Here is a 14,260-nt window from a genome sequence, read left to right as displayed (position 1 = left end):
TTGTTTTGAAAAGGAAGCGACATAGTTATGTCCTCATCGATTGAACATAAAACAAAGCGACTTTTAGTGGTAGATGACGAGTATTTTAATTTTGAAATGCTCAAAGCCGCACTAGCGTCGAAATTTGATGTTAGTTACGCAGATTCAGGGCAAAGCTGCCTTGCGTCAGCAATTGCGAGTCCGCCAGATATAATTTTGCTTGATGTTTGTATGCCTGGTCTTGATGGTTATGATACATGCCGAATGCTAAAGCACACACCTGAAACAAAAAATATTCCTGTTGTTATGGTATCGGGCCTAGAGTCCCCATCTGAAAAACAAGCAGGGTTTGATGCTGGTTGTAACGCGTATGTTGTAAAGCCATTTTCAGTGGGTTCTTTGTTGGAAGAAATTAACACGGTTGTTTAGAGGTAACATATGTTTACTGATGATAAGCGAAATTTTAGACGCATGCAGATTAACACTCCTGCAAATTTAACAACGATAGAACCAATAGCGGGTTTAAGTTTTGCCGCAGAGTGCGTGGATTTAAGTGCAACAGGTTTATCAATTCATTTAGATGAATTGCTTGAACCTAATACCTTACTGACGGTGAACATTGATTCGACTCATCCAAGTATTGCGCCTTTAAATGCAACTGCAAAAGTAATACGTGCCAGCAAAGAAGATGATGGCACGGTAACAGCAGGTCTTGAAATCATTCAGTTTAACTAAATCGAATTCAGTTAAACTCAATAGTAGATATTAAAAAACCTTACAGATTAAGCCTTTTAAGTAAAAGCCTTCAGGGTAGCTGCCAGCAATTGGATGATCGGCTGCCTGGTTTAATCGCTCCATTATCAGTAGGTCTTTACCTGCATCAAGTGCTGCATCGGCTACTACTTTTTGAAACAAGTTTTGTTCCATTAAACCAGAGCATGAGAATGTTAATAGTGTTCCGCCTGGTTTTAGTATTTGCATGGCAATCATGTTGATATCTTTATAGCCACGACACGCGCCCGTTAGCTGCGCTTTATTATCAGCAAATTTTGGTGGGTCCATTACGATGGTATCAAACTGTCTACCTTCGTCGCGGTATTGGCGTAATAATTTAAATACATCCTGCTTAACAAAGCTCACTTTGTTTAAATCTAAGTTATTATGCTCAACATTACGTTTTGCTGTATCTAAAGCGGGTTGCGATACATCTACGTTAGTTACATGCTCACATCCACCACGCAGGGCATACAACGAGAATGTACCTGTGTAACTAAAGCAGTTAAGGATAGTTTTACCTTTTGAGAAGCGCTCAAGTGCAGCACGGCTGTCACGCTGATCTAAGTAAAATCCTGTTTTGTGACCTTCAATTATATCAACTTCGATTTTTAAGCCGTTTTCTTCAATAAGCACAGGCTCTTTTGGTTCATTCCCCCAAAGTGCGCCTTTAATTGGTTCTAAGCCTTCTTTAGTACGTACATCTACGTCAGAACGCTCATATATGCTAGAGCCGGGGAAAATAGACATCAATGCGCCTACAATCTCGCCTTTATGGCGCTCGGCACCGGCGCTTAATAGCTGGCACACTAATACGTTGTCAAACTTATCTATTGTAACGCCTGGTAAGTAATCAGACTCAGCAGCACATAAGCGAAACCCTGTTAATCCGCCTTCTTCAATAACTTGGCTACGGGCTTCTAATGAGCGACGTAAACGGCGTTCAAAAAAGTGTTGATCGATGACTTCTTTTTCGTCAAAGCTCCAAACACGTGCACGAATTTGTGAGTGAGGGCTATACGCAGCAGTTGCTAAAAACTTACCTTCGCTGTCGTGAATCGTTACTGTGTCGCCTAATCCAGGTTTACCTTTAATTTTTTTGATGGCTTTTGAAAATAACCAAGGGTGTTTTCTTTTTAATGATTTATCGCGACCAGCTTGTAGGTAAACGGCAGATGACATAAGGCTTCTCAGTAGTAATAAATAAGCGCTGTATTTTAGTCAAGCAAGGAGCAACATACAATGAATGTTTTGCAAGGGGGGCATAAAGCACGGTAAAGTACGGATAATTCATTGATTAATTAGCTTTTTGGAACCTAACTTTGTCTGACGTCGCTTTAAGCCCTGATTTAGAAATACTTAACTCACAATGTAGAGGGTTTATCGCCTCTTTAGTGCATGCTGATGTTGCTCATGACATTACTCATATAGAGCGAGTGGTGCGTGTTGCAATACAGTTATGTAATGCGGAGCAGGCAAACATGTCAGTAGTATTACCTGCAGCGTGGATGCACGACTGTGTGGCGGTGGCTAAAAACCACCCTGATCGTGCAAAAGCCTCTACTATGGCAGCTGATAAGGCATTGGAGTTTTTAAAATCGATTAATTATGACGAGTCACTTTTTGATGAGATTCATCATGCAATTGCAGCGCATAGCTTCAGCGCAAATATAAAAATTAAAACAGTTGAAGCGCAAATAGTACAAGATGCCGACAGAATGGATGCGTTGGGCGCTATTGGCGTTAGCCGATGCATGAAAGTTGGTGGCTCAATTTCTCGGTTATTATATAACCCAAATGACCCTTTTTGTGTTGAACGCGAGGCTGATGATAAAACATACACGCTTGATCATTTTTTCATAAAGTTATTACATATTGCCGATAGTATGAATACCCCATCAGCTAAAGCAGAGGCGAATAGACGAACAAGGTATATGCATGAGTTTTTAGAGCAATTAAAGTCAGAAATTGGTGAGTAATGTGAATAATACAAGCATACCGAAATTATCTGGCATTGATCATTGCCATTTAAATGTTGATAACTTAGCTAATGCCGTTAAGTGGTATGAACGGGTTTTAGGTTTTAGCGTAGTGCCAGAGCTTGCCTTTTGGAATGAGCATAGGCGAGGCCCTTTAACGCTTGAAGATGCTTGTTCAACCACTCGTTTAGCATTGTTTGAAGGAGAGGGGCGCAGTAAAGGGATTGCATTTTTAGCCTCAGGGGATCAATTTATTCAATGGCGTATTCATCTTGAGAGTTTAAATATAAAAGTAGTTTTAGCAGATCATGGTGTAACGTTTTCTATGTACTTTAAAGATGAAAGTGGCAATAGCCATGAAATTACGTCACATGACTATCGTTATATAAAATCTTGTTACCCAAATGTTGAGCTTGGCTCTCACAGTGCTAAAAAGAATTAGCTTTCTTGATTTGCATTTTTTATAGCAATAATATCGTCTAAGTTTTTTACTAATAGCTCGATTAGAGCGGGATCGAAATGAGTTCCTGCTTGCTCTTGCATATGCAAAACTGTTTTCTCTACGCTCCAAGCCTCTTTGTAAGGGCGTTTTGAGGTAAGTGCATCAAATACGTCAGCTATAGCAACAATTCTACCTTCAACTGATATTTCTTCGCCTTTGATCCCGTTAGGATAGCCTGAGCCATCCCATTTTTCGTGGTGTTCAATTGCAAGTGTATGCGCAAGTTGTAGTAAAGGAGATGATGAGTTTGCTAAAATTTGCGCGCCAATGGTGGCGTGTTCTTTCATATGATCAAACTCTTCAGAGGTTAACTTTCCAGGTTTGAGTAGGATAGCGTCAGGAACACCTATTTTTCCTACATCGTGCATTGGGGCAGCTTGACGTAAAAGTTCTGCTCGTTGTTCATCCATACCTAGTGCTAACGCTAATACTTTACTGTATTGGCTCATGCGCACTATATGTTCACCCGTGTCGGTGTCTTTATATTCCGCTGCACGGCCTAGACGTTCTACTAAATCTACATGAGCTTGCTTTAATTGCTCTGCTTGTACTAGCGACAAGTGAGTATTAACCCTTGCTCTTACAATGGCAGGGCTTATTGGTTTAGTAATATAATCTACTGCGCCTAACTCAAAACCTTTGTATTCATCGCTTTCATCGCCAAGCGCAGTTACAAAAATAATTGGGATGTGTGATGTTTTAGGATTTCTCTTAACTATTTGGCACACTTCAAAGCCATTCATATCTGGCATCATTATGTCGAGCAAAATTAGCTTTGGTAGTTCTTTTTCAAGTAGTGCTAGTGCGGCATCACCAGATTTAGCAAACGACATACGATATTGATTACCTAACACTTCGCGCATTACTTTTAGATTTGCAGGCTCATCGTCAACAATTAATACCCGTGGCCTATCTGTCGTAAAATCCATTAATTAATACTCATTGTTTGTTAGTTTTTCAATTAAGGTTTCTAGTATTACGTGTGCTTTATCAAAATCAAATTCATCAAAGGCTTCGGCTATATCATCAACTTCATTTTGAAAGGTAGAAGGTGCGCCGCGTTGCAACTTTGCGAGTAGTTCATCATTTAATTCTGCGTTTTGCGCATCTTGATGAAGTGTTTCACACAATTGCTTAATCTCATCTATTGATAGAGTGTCTGAGCTATTATCTTCAGGCTTGCTATTTGGCTCATCGCAAGTATTTGATGACAGCAGTTGCGTTATAATAAGTAGTTCGTTTTTGATATCGTCTAAAAGACTAATAACTTTAGCATCACTTTGCTTGTGCTCTAAATCGGTTAATAACTTCATTAACGTTGTTAGCCCTAAGTTACCAGCAACACCTTTGAGTGTGTGAATGAGGCTATCGACATCTTTTATGTTTGATAATTTATCATTAAATAATCTCTCAAACCGCTTATCACTATCACTTATAAACTTAGTAATCTCTGTAAGTTGCTTACACTTAGAACCCCAAAGTGCTAATCCTTTTTCAAAATCTATATGCTGCGCTTTAGGATCGCTTTGCGATATAACCATTTCTTTTGCAATACCAAGCCCCAACACTTGCGCTATTTCTTGGTTAAGCTGGTTTATATCGACGGGTTTATTGGCAAAGCCATTCATGCCTGCTTTTTTAGCCGTAAGCTTATCTTGCTGTAATACGCTTGCTGTGAGCGCGATAATTGGCGTGTACTTAAGCTGCCTTTGGTTTTCTATTGCTCTTATTTTTTGTGCTGCTTGTATGCCATCACACAATGGCATATGTATATCCATTAATATGACATCAAAGTCTTGCTCTTCAAATACTTTAATCGCTTCAAGTCCGTTTGACGCTTTGGTAACTGAATGCTGATCGCGTGACAGAAGCAAAGACAGTAGTTCTGTATTTTGCTCTATATCATCAACTACTAGCACTCTAAGTGCAGGCAGTTGGGTGTGTAGACCATCAAAATAATCAATTTTAGATTCGTCACCTAAAGTAAGCGGCAATGAAAAGTAAAAACAGGTGCCTTTACCTAGCTCACTTACTAAGTTTATTGTTCCGCCCATAAGCTCTACAAGTTGTTTACTTATAGTTGTACCAAGGCCTGTACCACCAAAGCGGCGGGTAGTAGTGCCATCGGCTTGTTCAAAAGGTTGAAATACAGCTTGAATACGATCTTTTGCAATACCAATTCCGGTATCTTGCACTTCAAAAAACAGATGCTGATTTTGTGTCATGCCAACGGTGACCGTAACAGAGCCTTCTTCGGTGAACTTAATCGCGTTACCAATTAGATTAGTGAGTACTTGTCTGAGTCGATCTGGGTCACCGTAGTACGTAGAACTTACTGATTCTTTAATATGGAGTTTAAGTTCTAAATCTTTCTTTTTAGCCTCTAACCAAAAAGTAGAAATAATACTGTCTATCACTGGTTTTAAGCTAAAGTGGGCTGGCTCAATGGTGAGCTTACCGCGTTCTAGTTTTGCAGAATCGAGAATTTCATTTAACAATCTTAGCAAAGAACGCGCTGCATTATTTACGGTAACCAAGTGCTTTTGTTGTTCTTGATCAAGTGGGGTATCCATTAATAGATCGCTAAAACCTATTATAGAATTCATTGGGGTGCGTATTTCATGACTCATATTAGCCATAAAAGATTGCTTTGCATGAGCAGCTTCTTCAGCTTTAAATTTAGCTTGCTCAAGTTTTTCTTCATATTCTTTGCGTTCAGTAATATCGACTAAAACACCATCAATCCACTTTGGGTTGCCTTGAGCATCAAAGTCGATACTCCCTTTATCTAACAACCACAAAATTTTACCATTTCTATGTCTAATTCGGTATTCAATAGAATATTGAGACTTTGCATCAACAGCTTTAGTGACTTCATCAACTATTTGTTTTTGGTCTGATTTCAAGACCAAGTCATTAAACTCGATACAATGCTCTGTAAACTCATTTGGGTTATACCCTGTAAGCTCAATTATATTTGGACTAATAAATAACATAGTCCAGTTGTCATCAAACTTACATCTAAACGCGACTCCGGGCATGTTATCGATAAGAGAGCGGTATTTTTGTTCTTTCTCTTCTAAACTTTGTTGCAAAGCGCGTTGTTCGGTCAAGTCGGTAATAAAGCCAACATATAAAGGGTTATGGCCCGGCTGATTTACTTCGCCTATACCTAAGCGAATAGGAAAAACATGTCCGTTCATGTGTTTTGCATATACATCACGGTTTATGCCTATTATTTTACCTAGATCAACATTGTGAGCATTTAAGAGGTATTCGTCGTGGTACTTGGCAATTTTATCGTCCATTAGCATTTTTACGTTTTTGCCTTGAACTTGGTTTTCTTGCCAGCCAAAAATTTTACTAGCGGCTTCATTAAAACTTAAAATAATACCAGCATGGTCAATGGTAACAATGCCATCTATAGCGGTACCTAAAATAGCATTTAGACGGGATTCTTTTGCCGACTTCTCCTCAAGTAGCATGCGATAGCGAACCATACCATTTATTACACCAACCACGCTTGTAATCGCGATAGTTGCTGTGGCGACTGCAATGGCGATAAAAGTTAGTCCTGCGGTTGCATTAGCATCATCATAGATTAGTGGCGATGTAGCTACAAAACGTGTAGCGGCCATACCCATGTAGTGCATACCAGCAACAGCACACCCTAAAATAACAGCGCTAATTGAGTTATTTTGAAGAGGTGATAAAGAGGGTAAAAAACGCTCAAGATTAAAGCGACTGTAAAGGGCTATAAAGGAGAGGGCTACAGCAACAATGATTGATAACGCAAAAATCAATGGATCATATCTAAGTAAAGGAGCAAGGTCCATTGCAGCCATGCCGCTATAATGCATAGTGCCAATGCCGGCTCCTAGTAACACAGAGCAAATCGACAATACTTTTAGATTCCCTTTACTATTTACTAGCATTGATACAGCGTACTGACATGCTATAAATGCTGGTATAAAAGAAAGGAGAGTGATTGTTGGATCATAATCAATATTAGTACACAGTGAAAAGGCAAGCATACCAATAAAGTGCATACTCCAAATACCAGCCGAAAAAACAGTAGCAGCGGTCACATTTGCTAAACGTTGGTAGCTAGGAAATTGAGTTTCTTTTGCGAGCTCTATAAGCCGAATGGTGAAAAAGGCTGCAAAAATAGCAATTAGCAATGACATTGAAACTAATAGAGGATCGTAAACGCCATTAATGATTAAGCTAGGATCTTGGTCTGTGATAAAAAAAGCTGATAACATAATGGCTCAAAATATAATCTTTATTTATCAAGTTTAATCTAATTAATTAATAAATAAACTGTTAATTCAATGAAGTGATTAAAATAACGAATTTATTACTTTTAGTTTTCTTTTATTTATCAGGCATTAGTTTTTTAGTTGGTGTTTTTTATTCTAATGTATTGCCTGTCACAGGACTAAGTTAGATTTATATGGTCATATTTAAGTTTCTATCGAGTAACCTTGATAAAACTAATGAATTGGCTTAACTAAGCGAAAATTACACTTTATTTGGTTTTATTAATTGCTGGTGAATTTTCTCGTAGCAATATCATTAATGAGTATGAAAGTGTTTGAATATCAGTTAAAGAAAAGTATAAAACGTAAAACGGTTGCCATTAAAGTACATAACAAGAAGGTGACTGTATATGCCCCTCAATTTGTTAGTAATAAACACATCCAAGAATGGCTTTTTGATAAGCAGGTGTGGGTAAATGCTCAATTAACTAAACAGCACAATATTGCTGATAGCAGACAGAACCCGCTCAAAGACAAACAAATTTTAATCTTTGATAGCATTATAAACATAGAATTTAAGCAAGGTACTAAGTCCGAAGTACTAAACTGTAACGACAGCTTGCTTATTACACACTCTTCGCGCGTTAAAAATACTTCGCAAAAATATCAGCAACTTCTTGAAGAATATTTAAAAGAGCAACTAACTGCATATATAGAAATGCGTTTAGCGTACTTCTGCGCACAAATGGGTGAAGAATTACCTACGAGTCTAAAAGTAGCTATTTATAAGCGAAAGTGGGGAAGTTGTAATAGTAAGCGAGAGCTAACATTTAATTTGCATTTAATCGGAGCCCCTTATCATGCTATTGATTATGTGATTGTTCACGAGTTAGCGCATTTACGTCACTTAAACCACAGCAAAGCTTTTTGGCAACACGTTGAGCATTTTTTTCCTAATTATAAAGCATCATCAACATGGCTAAAGAAAAACAGTATGAGTTTACAATGGGTGTTTTGAAGTTAACCTGAATATAGGAATATAGGAATATAGGAATATAGGAATATAGGAATATAGGAATATAGGAATAGTAGAGAAGTGGTGGAGGGAGCTGGATTCGAACCAGCGAAGGCTGAGCCGTCAGATTTACAGTCTGATCCCTTTGGCCGCTCGGGAACCCCTCCACACTAATTTTATTGCATTTGGCCCCACTTAACTTAGCGGTAAGAAAAGTGGTGGAGGGAGCTGGATTCGAACCAGCGAAGGCTGAGCCGTCAGATTTACAGTCTGATCCCTTTGGCCGCTCGGGAACCCCTCCAATGCAACGGCGCTGATAATAGCAAATTGCGTATTTAAGTAAAGAAAAAAGCTAAAGAAAATTGAAATAAAGCCGATAAATATCTATCAGTTACCACAATCGACTAAAGACTATGCAAATAGATGATTTGTTAATCACAGAGAGTCAGTTAAACAGTAGGCTCAATAATAGTGTGCATGAAAATCGCCGTGGCGAATTTTCTCTACTATTAGCGATGCTGTCACATGACGCACTCGACTTTAGCCAATTTCATTTACCAAAAACTGAAATAGATAATTTAGTTATAGAAGAAGAGGCATTAAGAAAGCAATTTGGCGCAGGTCCAAAGCAACTTTTAGCCCCTGATGAATACAATATGTTGGTTGGACAGTTTAATGCATCATTAATATCTCAAGAAGGGGAGCGCTGTGGTATGACAAGTATTAAGTTAAGGCAATGCTTAAGCCCTGAACCACTTGCGATTAGAAATGATGATAAGCATATTCCACTTAATATAATAGATAACTGTGAGCTTGCTGTCAGAAGAAGAATTAAAAGCGAACAAACACAACTATCGAATCCCCCTATAAATGCAGCTGCTTTTTACGACAGCCTAAATAGTGATGCAATACATCAACCACTTCAGCTTATTGCGGTGTGATATATGATTGTAATAATCATCAGTTAATATATGCTTTATAACGGGTCTGCTTTATATATTTGCTAATAATTGATTTAATGAAAAAAAAGCATCCAAAAATTAAATGCAATTGCTATAATGGCGTCAAATGGTATGACATGAAATGCCATTATCATTAAACCAAGGTAATTAGGAACGTAATGAAGAAAACATTCACGCTAAATCACGAGAAAATCAAATACCCTCGTATGGTTGATGCTGCAAAGCACGAAGTGAAAAAATATTTGAAAAGAGAGCGTAATAAAACGCTACCTGAAGATGCTGACTATTGGGCATTTGACTGTAAGTTTGGTAACACAGCTGAAGATGCGCAAGTTGTGCACGTTGCTGAATTAAGTAACCAAATTGGCGAAATTGAAAAGCAAGGTTTGACCTCTTTCTATGTAGAGATTTTAGCTCGACCTGCTCAACGTCAGCAATTAGATTTAGATGATGACGAATAATACTTAACTAAATTAAGTATTCAAAGTTATAAAATGAGCCCAAGTGGCTCATTTTTTGTTTTTATGCAATAAAGATTTACTAAAAAGCATTTTTATTAGTAACTAATAAGTAGAATCCCTCTTAATTAACATTTGCATAACAAAATGTGATGCTATAGGCTGTTTTTAATTAAAAAAACAAAACATTTTTTACTATGCCAATAAATTACTCTGACCATCAATTAAAACTAAGTTTAAAGAATTCTAAAGTACTTATAGTTGACGATCAGTTATTAAGCTTAATCGTATTGAAAAAAATATTATCTGAGCATTTTAATGTGACAACAGCTGGAAGTGGTGAAGAAGCAATTGAAATTTGTAATGTAAATGTACCCGATATAGTCCTACTCGATATTAGTATGGGTGGAATGAGTGGTATTGATACATGTTTAAAATTAAAAAATAATACTGAAACACAGGATATCCCAGTTATTTTTGTTACATCCTTTGAAAACGAAGAAGAAGAGTGTTGGGAAGCCGGAGCTGTTGATTTTATTAAAAAGCCGATTGTAAAAGAAACACTATTTAGAAGGGTTCGTGCCCATATAACGTTAAAATTACAACACGACTTACTCAATCAAAAAGTATTTTTAGATGATTTAACTAAAGTATTCAATCGCCGTTATTTTGATGCACATTTTTCTAAAATGGAACGAAGCGCCTTACGAGAAAAAGTTGACTATGCATTATTACTCATCGATATAGATTATTTTAAGCAATACAATGATATCTATGGTCATGTGCAGGGGGATACGGTGTTAAACCTAGTAGCACAAACTATTACTAATAGTTTGCAAAGGCCAACCGATTTTGTTGCGCGTTATGGCGGCGAAGAGTTTGTAGTTGTTCTACCGCATACAAGCACTGAAGGTGCAATTTGTGTTGCTGATAAAATTAAACAGAATGTGGCCGATTTAGGAATATTACACAAATATTCAGAATATGATTTTGTGACTATTAGTATTGGCGGTGCAACCCTACAACCATACGTAAATAACAAAAACACGTTGCAGATCGCAGATGAAAAAATGTATGAGTCTAAAATGCAAGGGCGTAACAAAGTGTGTTTTTAAGTTTAGTTAGCTAATAAATCACTCTGCCACTTAAAAACACCTTTTAGGTGATAAATATTAAATAAGATTATTTATTACATGCTATGACATTTTTTGTACTTTTTATTGCTACCGCATGGGCAGTTATCATTTCTGCCTACTTTAATATCTTCAACAGGATATATAGTGCCATCTAAATAACGCCATTGAGTGTTTTCTTTAATAAACTGCGATTTTTCATGAAGCTCACAAAATAAGTTTTGATAAAAATATTGGGCTTTAAATTCTACAGTTCCAGTATCGCCATCATGGCTTGAGTCAATTAAATCAAGATTTATAAATCGACAGCTGTTAGCAAAATCATTGATTTCTTTAACCGGATTCTCAGCTTGTTTTTCTTTTGCGTAGGTTTGATAAACATATTTTGCATTTTTAATAACATAAGCGCTGAATCGTGAGCGCATAAGTTGTTCAGGAGTGTCAGCTTGCTTTACAGATAAGTGAAGCGGCTCGCAGCAATCGGCATAATTGTGCCCACTGCTGCAAAAACATAATGTGGTATTGAGTGAAGTCATAATAATAATACAGAATCTAAAACATTAGTTTAACAAGCTTATTGAGCGAGTGGTATCTCTGTTGTTTGAGCGTTTTTAGTAAAACAGTATAGTTTTGTATTCGTTTTACTTAAATCGAACGATAGATTTGTAAGTAGTTGGTTATTAACTATATCGGTCCATGTAATTACCGCTGCAAAGTTTCCATTATGTAACGCAGAATTTAATACATACTCTAAATTTACTAGGTGCTTCTGTCTAATAACAAGTAATTTGCTTGTATCAATAGAGCATGAGTCAAGTAAAGCTTTGCTAGGTACATGATCTGGCGCAATTAGTAACGTCCATGCATTAGAGCTATTGTATTGGTGTAATACTTTTAAAAGCTCAAAGGTCGCTGAAATTTCATCTTCAATTTGGATCAAATTTACGCAATCGCTTTGCTCGTCTTGTTGGTAACTTTTAACTGTTCTTACGGTAATAGGCTGTAACATAATTTCACTCACTGGGTTTTTATACAGTATTCATATACAGTAGTTTATACAGTGCTTTCGTGCAAGCATTTTATGCTATTTATTTGTACAGTTATTCAGCCTTTGATCATTGTTTTTTATTTTTAAATCTATAATTCTTTATTAATCAACTTGTTATAGGTTTGTTTTTGAGAAGGTATTTCAAAAATAAATTTTTGAGTAATGTTTTAATTTGTGGGTTTTATACTGAGTAGGAGTATCTTTGTAACTATATACAGTATTTTTCAACACTGTATACAGTACTTATAACTTAGTTGGTTTATGTGTCTTCACTGGTGCGAGGGATCATATGAGAAAACTGGAGTTGGTGGATTTGTTCGTACAAACTTGCTGCATAACATTGAGCATCTTTAAATCGCTTAGTTTCGATATGTTTGCGTATATCTGTAACCGCTGCAGTGGCAGGTGCGTATCCTTGGCTACTCGCTAAGCTCAACCAAGCTACAGCATGAAATACACTTTGTGGCACGCCTTCACCTTTTACAAAAAATAAACCTAAATAAAACTGTGCTCTATGGTTCCCTGCCATTGCAGCAAGGCGCATCCATTTTGCAGCCAATGGAGCTTGATTATTTTTTAAATAATATAGGGCTTTATTAATAGTACTTTGCTCATCTTTTTTATTATCAATGGGCGCGGCGCTGCTTTCTGGTTGAGTAACAAAACCTAAAATGTTGTCTAGCTGTTGCTCTAAGTCTTGCTCACAAGGTGTTGTTTTAAGCATATTGGTTCATTTATTATTTTAACTACTTTAACAGTTTAGTATATAGCAAGGTAAAATGTCCTGTAAAAGATAATTTTTATGTTAAAATCTCGTCACTTTTTACTATCACAAGTTTATTATGTTTGAAGCCTTATTTAAACTCAGCGAAAATAACTCAACAGTTAAACGCGAATGCGTTGCTGGCCTAACGACCTTTATCACTATGGTATACATTGTATTTGTAAACCCGGCTATGCTTGCTGAGGCAGGGATGGACCAAGGGGCTGCATTTGTAGCTACCTGTATAGCAGCTGCGATAGGCTGTTTTATAATGGGTTTGTGGGCTAATTATCCATTAGCATTAGCGCCTGGCATGGGACTAAATGCCTTTTTTACGTATGGCGTCGTATTAGGAATGGGTTATACCTGGCAAGCCGCATTAGGGGCTGTTTTTATGTCGGGTTGTATATTTTTATTTTTAAGCTTATTTAAAGTCAGAGAATGGATTATTAATGCCATACCTCTGGTGCTCAAGCGAGCTATCGCAACAGGTATAGGTGCTTTTTTAGCCTTAATTGCCCTTAAAAATGCAGGCATTATTGTCTCAAGCCCAGCAACATTAGTGCAATTGGGCGACATTACTTCCCCAGGCCCATTATTGGCTATATTAAGCTTTTTTGTAATTGCAGCGCTTTTATACCGCGATTTTAAAAGCGGTGTACTTATTAGTATTTTATTAGTGACTGGCATTGCACTAAGTTTAGGGCTAGTTGAATATCACGGTGTTATGGCTATGCCACCATCAATAATGCCTACTTTTATGCAACTAGATTTTGCCGCCGCTTTTGATATATCAATGATGAGTGTTATTTTTGCATTCTTGTTTGTCGATCTTTTTGATACTTCGGGTACATTAGTTGCGGTCACTCAAAAAGCTGGTTTAGCTGATGAAAAAGGTAACATGCCTCGTTTAGGGCGCGCTCTAAGTGCTGACAGCTCTGCAACAATTGCAGGTGCGATGCTAGGCACGTCTACGACTACATCGTATATAGAATCGGTTGCTGGTGTTTCTGTTGGCGGACGTACTGGCTTAACGGCTGTAGTTGTAGGTATTTGCTTTTTACTAATGATGTTTTTTGCACCGCTTGCACAAATGGTACCGGCTTATGCTACGGCAGGTGCTATTTTATATGTCGCTGTACTGATGTTACAAAATTTAAAGTTTGTAAATTGGGATGATATGACCGATGCAATTCCTGTTACTGTGGTATTACTAATGACACCATTAACGTTTTCGATTGCGCACGGTATTGCACTTGGTTTTATATCTTATACGGCGGTAAAAGTATTGTGTGGTAAGCAAGATCAAATCAGTATTAGTGTTTGGATATTAACAGCCTTGTTTGTTTTCAAGTTTGCATTTTTGTCTTAATGACTAACAAATA

At 37.3% G+C, this 14,260-nt stretch carries 15 protein-coding genes and 2 tRNA genes; 9 read left to right on the top strand and 8 right to left on the bottom strand.

Annotated features, from left to right (window positions below):
• The first annotated feature begins 27 nt into the window (after nucleotides 1-27).
• On the top strand, nucleotides 28-408 hold the full coding sequence (locus H5088_RS09805) for a PleD family two-component system response regulator (protein WP_182752773.1): 381 nt from the start codon (nucleotides 28-30) through the stop codon (nucleotides 406-408).
• 9 nt (nucleotides 409-417) lie between these two features.
• The gene (locus tag H5088_RS09800) at nucleotides 418-714 is read left to right on the top strand and encodes a PilZ domain-containing protein (RefSeq protein ID WP_007581065.1); all 297 of its coding nucleotides are present in this window, start codon (nucleotides 418-420) and stop codon (nucleotides 712-714) included.
• A 30-nt stretch (nucleotides 715-744) separates the two neighbouring features.
• Here the strand turns inward: H5088_RS09800 and H5088_RS09795 are convergent, their stop codons facing one another.
• Nucleotides 745-1,935 (bottom strand): class I SAM-dependent methyltransferase, encoded by a 1,191-nt coding sequence (locus tag H5088_RS09795; RefSeq protein ID WP_182752772.1) that lies wholly within the window; start codon nucleotides 1,933-1,935, stop codon nucleotides 745-747.
• Between the two features lie 140 nt (nucleotides 1,936-2,075).
• On the opposite strand from H5088_RS09795, the gene H5088_RS09790 reads away from it, so the two are divergent.
• Nucleotides 2,076-2,732: an HD domain-containing protein gene (locus tag H5088_RS09790; RefSeq protein ID WP_039487345.1), complete on the top strand. Its 657-nt coding sequence runs from the start codon at nucleotides 2,076-2,078 to the stop codon at nucleotides 2,730-2,732.
• A gap of 1 nt (nucleotide 2,733) precedes the next feature.
• Nucleotides 2,734-3,174: a VOC family protein gene (locus tag H5088_RS09785; RefSeq protein ID WP_182752771.1), complete on the top strand. Its 441-nt coding sequence runs from the start codon at nucleotides 2,734-2,736 to the stop codon at nucleotides 3,172-3,174.
• Here the strand turns inward: H5088_RS09785 and H5088_RS09780 are convergent.
• Nucleotides 3,171-4,163 (bottom strand): two-component system response regulator, encoded by a 993-nt coding sequence (locus tag H5088_RS09780; protein ID WP_182752770.1) that lies wholly within the window; start codon nucleotides 4,161-4,163, stop codon nucleotides 3,171-3,173. The genes H5088_RS09785 and H5088_RS09780 overlap by 4 nt on opposite strands.
• 3 nt (nucleotides 4,164-4,166) lie before the next feature.
• Nucleotides 4,167-7,499 (bottom strand): MHYT domain-containing protein, encoded by a 3,333-nt coding sequence (locus H5088_RS09775; protein ID WP_182752769.1) that lies wholly within the window; start codon nucleotides 7,497-7,499, stop codon nucleotides 4,167-4,169.
• Nucleotides 7,500-7,815: 316 nt separating this feature from the next.
• Here H5088_RS09775 and H5088_RS09770 point away from each other — a divergent pair, with 316 nt between their 5' ends.
• Complete coding sequence (locus H5088_RS09770) at nucleotides 7,816-8,514, top strand: M48 family metallopeptidase (protein WP_182716748.1); 699 nt, start codon at nucleotides 7,816-7,818, stop codon at nucleotides 8,512-8,514.
• A 79-nt stretch (nucleotides 8,515-8,593) separates the two neighbouring features.
• On the opposite strand, the gene H5088_RS09765 is transcribed toward H5088_RS09770, so the two are convergent.
• Both H5088_RS09765 and H5088_RS09760 read right to left on the bottom strand, forming a co-directional pair.
• Nucleotides 8,594-8,678, bottom strand: a tRNA-Tyr gene (locus H5088_RS09765).
• A 49-nt stretch (nucleotides 8,679-8,727) separates the two neighbouring features.
• A tRNA-Tyr gene (locus H5088_RS09760) sits at nucleotides 8,728-8,812 on the bottom strand.
• Between the two features lie 112 nt (nucleotides 8,813-8,924).
• On the opposite strand from H5088_RS09760, the gene H5088_RS09755 reads away from it, so the two are divergent.
• From H5088_RS09755 to H5088_RS09745, 3 genes are all read left to right on the top strand, one after another.
• Nucleotides 8,925-9,452 (top strand): VC2046/SO_2500 family protein, encoded by a 528-nt coding sequence (locus tag H5088_RS09755; RefSeq protein ID WP_182696429.1) that lies wholly within the window; start codon nucleotides 8,925-8,927, stop codon nucleotides 9,450-9,452.
• 179 nt (nucleotides 9,453-9,631) lie between these two features.
• Entirely contained in the window at nucleotides 9,632-9,934 is a 303-nt protein-coding gene (locus H5088_RS09750) for a DUF6172 family protein (protein ID WP_002961433.1), read from the top strand.
• Nucleotides 9,935-10,128: 194 nt separating this feature from the next.
• Complete coding sequence (locus tag H5088_RS09745) at nucleotides 10,129-11,046, top strand: diguanylate cyclase (RefSeq protein ID WP_138489334.1); 918 nt, start codon at nucleotides 10,129-10,131, stop codon at nucleotides 11,044-11,046.
• A 74-nt stretch (nucleotides 11,047-11,120) separates the two neighbouring features.
• Here the strand turns inward: H5088_RS09745 and H5088_RS09740 are convergent, their stop codons facing one another.
• The 3 genes from H5088_RS09740 to H5088_RS09730 all read right to left on the bottom strand — a co-directional run bounded on the left by H5088_RS09740 (nucleotide 11,121) and on the right by H5088_RS09730 (nucleotide 12,836).
• Nucleotides 11,121-11,600, bottom strand: a complete 480-nt coding sequence (locus H5088_RS09740) for a YchJ family protein (protein ID WP_024595938.1) — start codon at nucleotides 11,598-11,600, stop codon at nucleotides 11,121-11,123.
• A gap of 38 nt (nucleotides 11,601-11,638) precedes the next feature.
• The gene (locus H5088_RS09735) at nucleotides 11,639-12,073 is read right to left on the bottom strand and encodes a SulA-like leucine-rich domain-containing protein (RefSeq protein WP_002961428.1); all 435 of its coding nucleotides are present in this window, start codon (nucleotides 12,071-12,073) and stop codon (nucleotides 11,639-11,641) included.
• 298 nt (nucleotides 12,074-12,371) lie between these two features.
• Entirely contained in the window at nucleotides 12,372-12,836 is a 465-nt protein-coding gene (locus tag H5088_RS09730; RefSeq protein WP_182752768.1) for a tetratricopeptide repeat protein, read from the bottom strand.
• A gap of 118 nt (nucleotides 12,837-12,954) precedes the next feature.
• Between H5088_RS09730 and H5088_RS09725 the strand changes: the two genes are divergently transcribed.
• Nucleotides 12,955-14,247: an NCS2 family permease gene (locus H5088_RS09725; RefSeq protein WP_002961426.1), complete on the top strand. Its 1,293-nt coding sequence runs from the start codon at nucleotides 12,955-12,957 to the stop codon at nucleotides 14,245-14,247.
• Nucleotides 14,248-14,260 lie beyond the last annotated feature (13 nt).

The sequence above is a fragment of the Pseudoalteromonas sp. SR43-3 genome (assembly GCF_014163875.1).
Taxonomy (GTDB): domain Bacteria; phylum Pseudomonadota; class Gammaproteobacteria; order Enterobacterales; family Alteromonadaceae; genus Pseudoalteromonas; species Pseudoalteromonas distincta.
The sequence above is the reverse complement of the archived record's forward strand: the minus strand, read 5'-3'. Positions and strand labels throughout refer to the sequence as shown.

What these genes read in the sequence shown, in the direction of transcription:
- H5088_RS09795 (WP_182752772.1), bottom strand. Translation starts at nt 1,935, where the DNA reads ATGTCATCTGCCGTTTACCTACAAGCTGGTCGCGATAAATCATTAAAA.
- H5088_RS09755 (WP_182696429.1), top strand. Translation starts at nt 8,925, where the DNA reads ATGCAAATAGATGATTTGTTAATCACAGAGAGTCAGTTAAACAGTAGG.
- H5088_RS09735 (WP_002961428.1), bottom strand. Translation starts at nt 12,073, where the DNA reads ATGTTACAGCCTATTACCGTAAGAACAGTTAAAAGTTACCAACAAGAC.
- H5088_RS09750 (WP_002961433.1), top strand. Translation starts at nt 9,632, where the DNA reads ATGAAGAAAACATTCACGCTAAATCACGAGAAAATCAAATACCCTCGT.
- H5088_RS09740 (WP_024595938.1), bottom strand. Translation starts at nt 11,600, where the DNA reads ATGACTTCACTCAATACCACATTATGTTTTTGCAGCAGTGGGCACAAT.
- H5088_RS09770 (WP_182716748.1), top strand. Translation starts at nt 7,816, where the DNA reads ATGAGTATGAAAGTGTTTGAATATCAGTTAAAGAAAAGTATAAAACGT.
- H5088_RS09745 (WP_138489334.1), top strand. Translation starts at nt 10,129, where the DNA reads ATGCCAATAAATTACTCTGACCATCAATTAAAACTAAGTTTAAAGAAT.
- H5088_RS09775 (WP_182752769.1), bottom strand. Translation starts at nt 7,499, where the DNA reads ATGTTATCAGCTTTTTTTATCACAGACCAAGATCCTAGCTTAATCATT.
- H5088_RS09730 (WP_182752768.1), bottom strand. Translation starts at nt 12,836, where the DNA reads ATGCTTAAAACAACACCTTGTGAGCAAGACTTAGAGCAACAGCTAGAC.
- H5088_RS09780 (WP_182752770.1), bottom strand. Translation starts at nt 4,163, where the DNA reads ATGGATTTTACGACAGATAGGCCACGGGTATTAATTGTTGACGATGAG.
- H5088_RS09725 (WP_002961426.1), top strand. Translation starts at nt 12,955, where the DNA reads ATGTTTGAAGCCTTATTTAAACTCAGCGAAAATAACTCAACAGTTAAA.
- H5088_RS09805 (WP_182752773.1), top strand. Translation starts at nt 28, where the DNA reads ATGTCCTCATCGATTGAACATAAAACAAAGCGACTTTTAGTGGTAGAT.
- H5088_RS09800 (WP_007581065.1), top strand. Translation starts at nt 418, where the DNA reads ATGTTTACTGATGATAAGCGAAATTTTAGACGCATGCAGATTAACACT.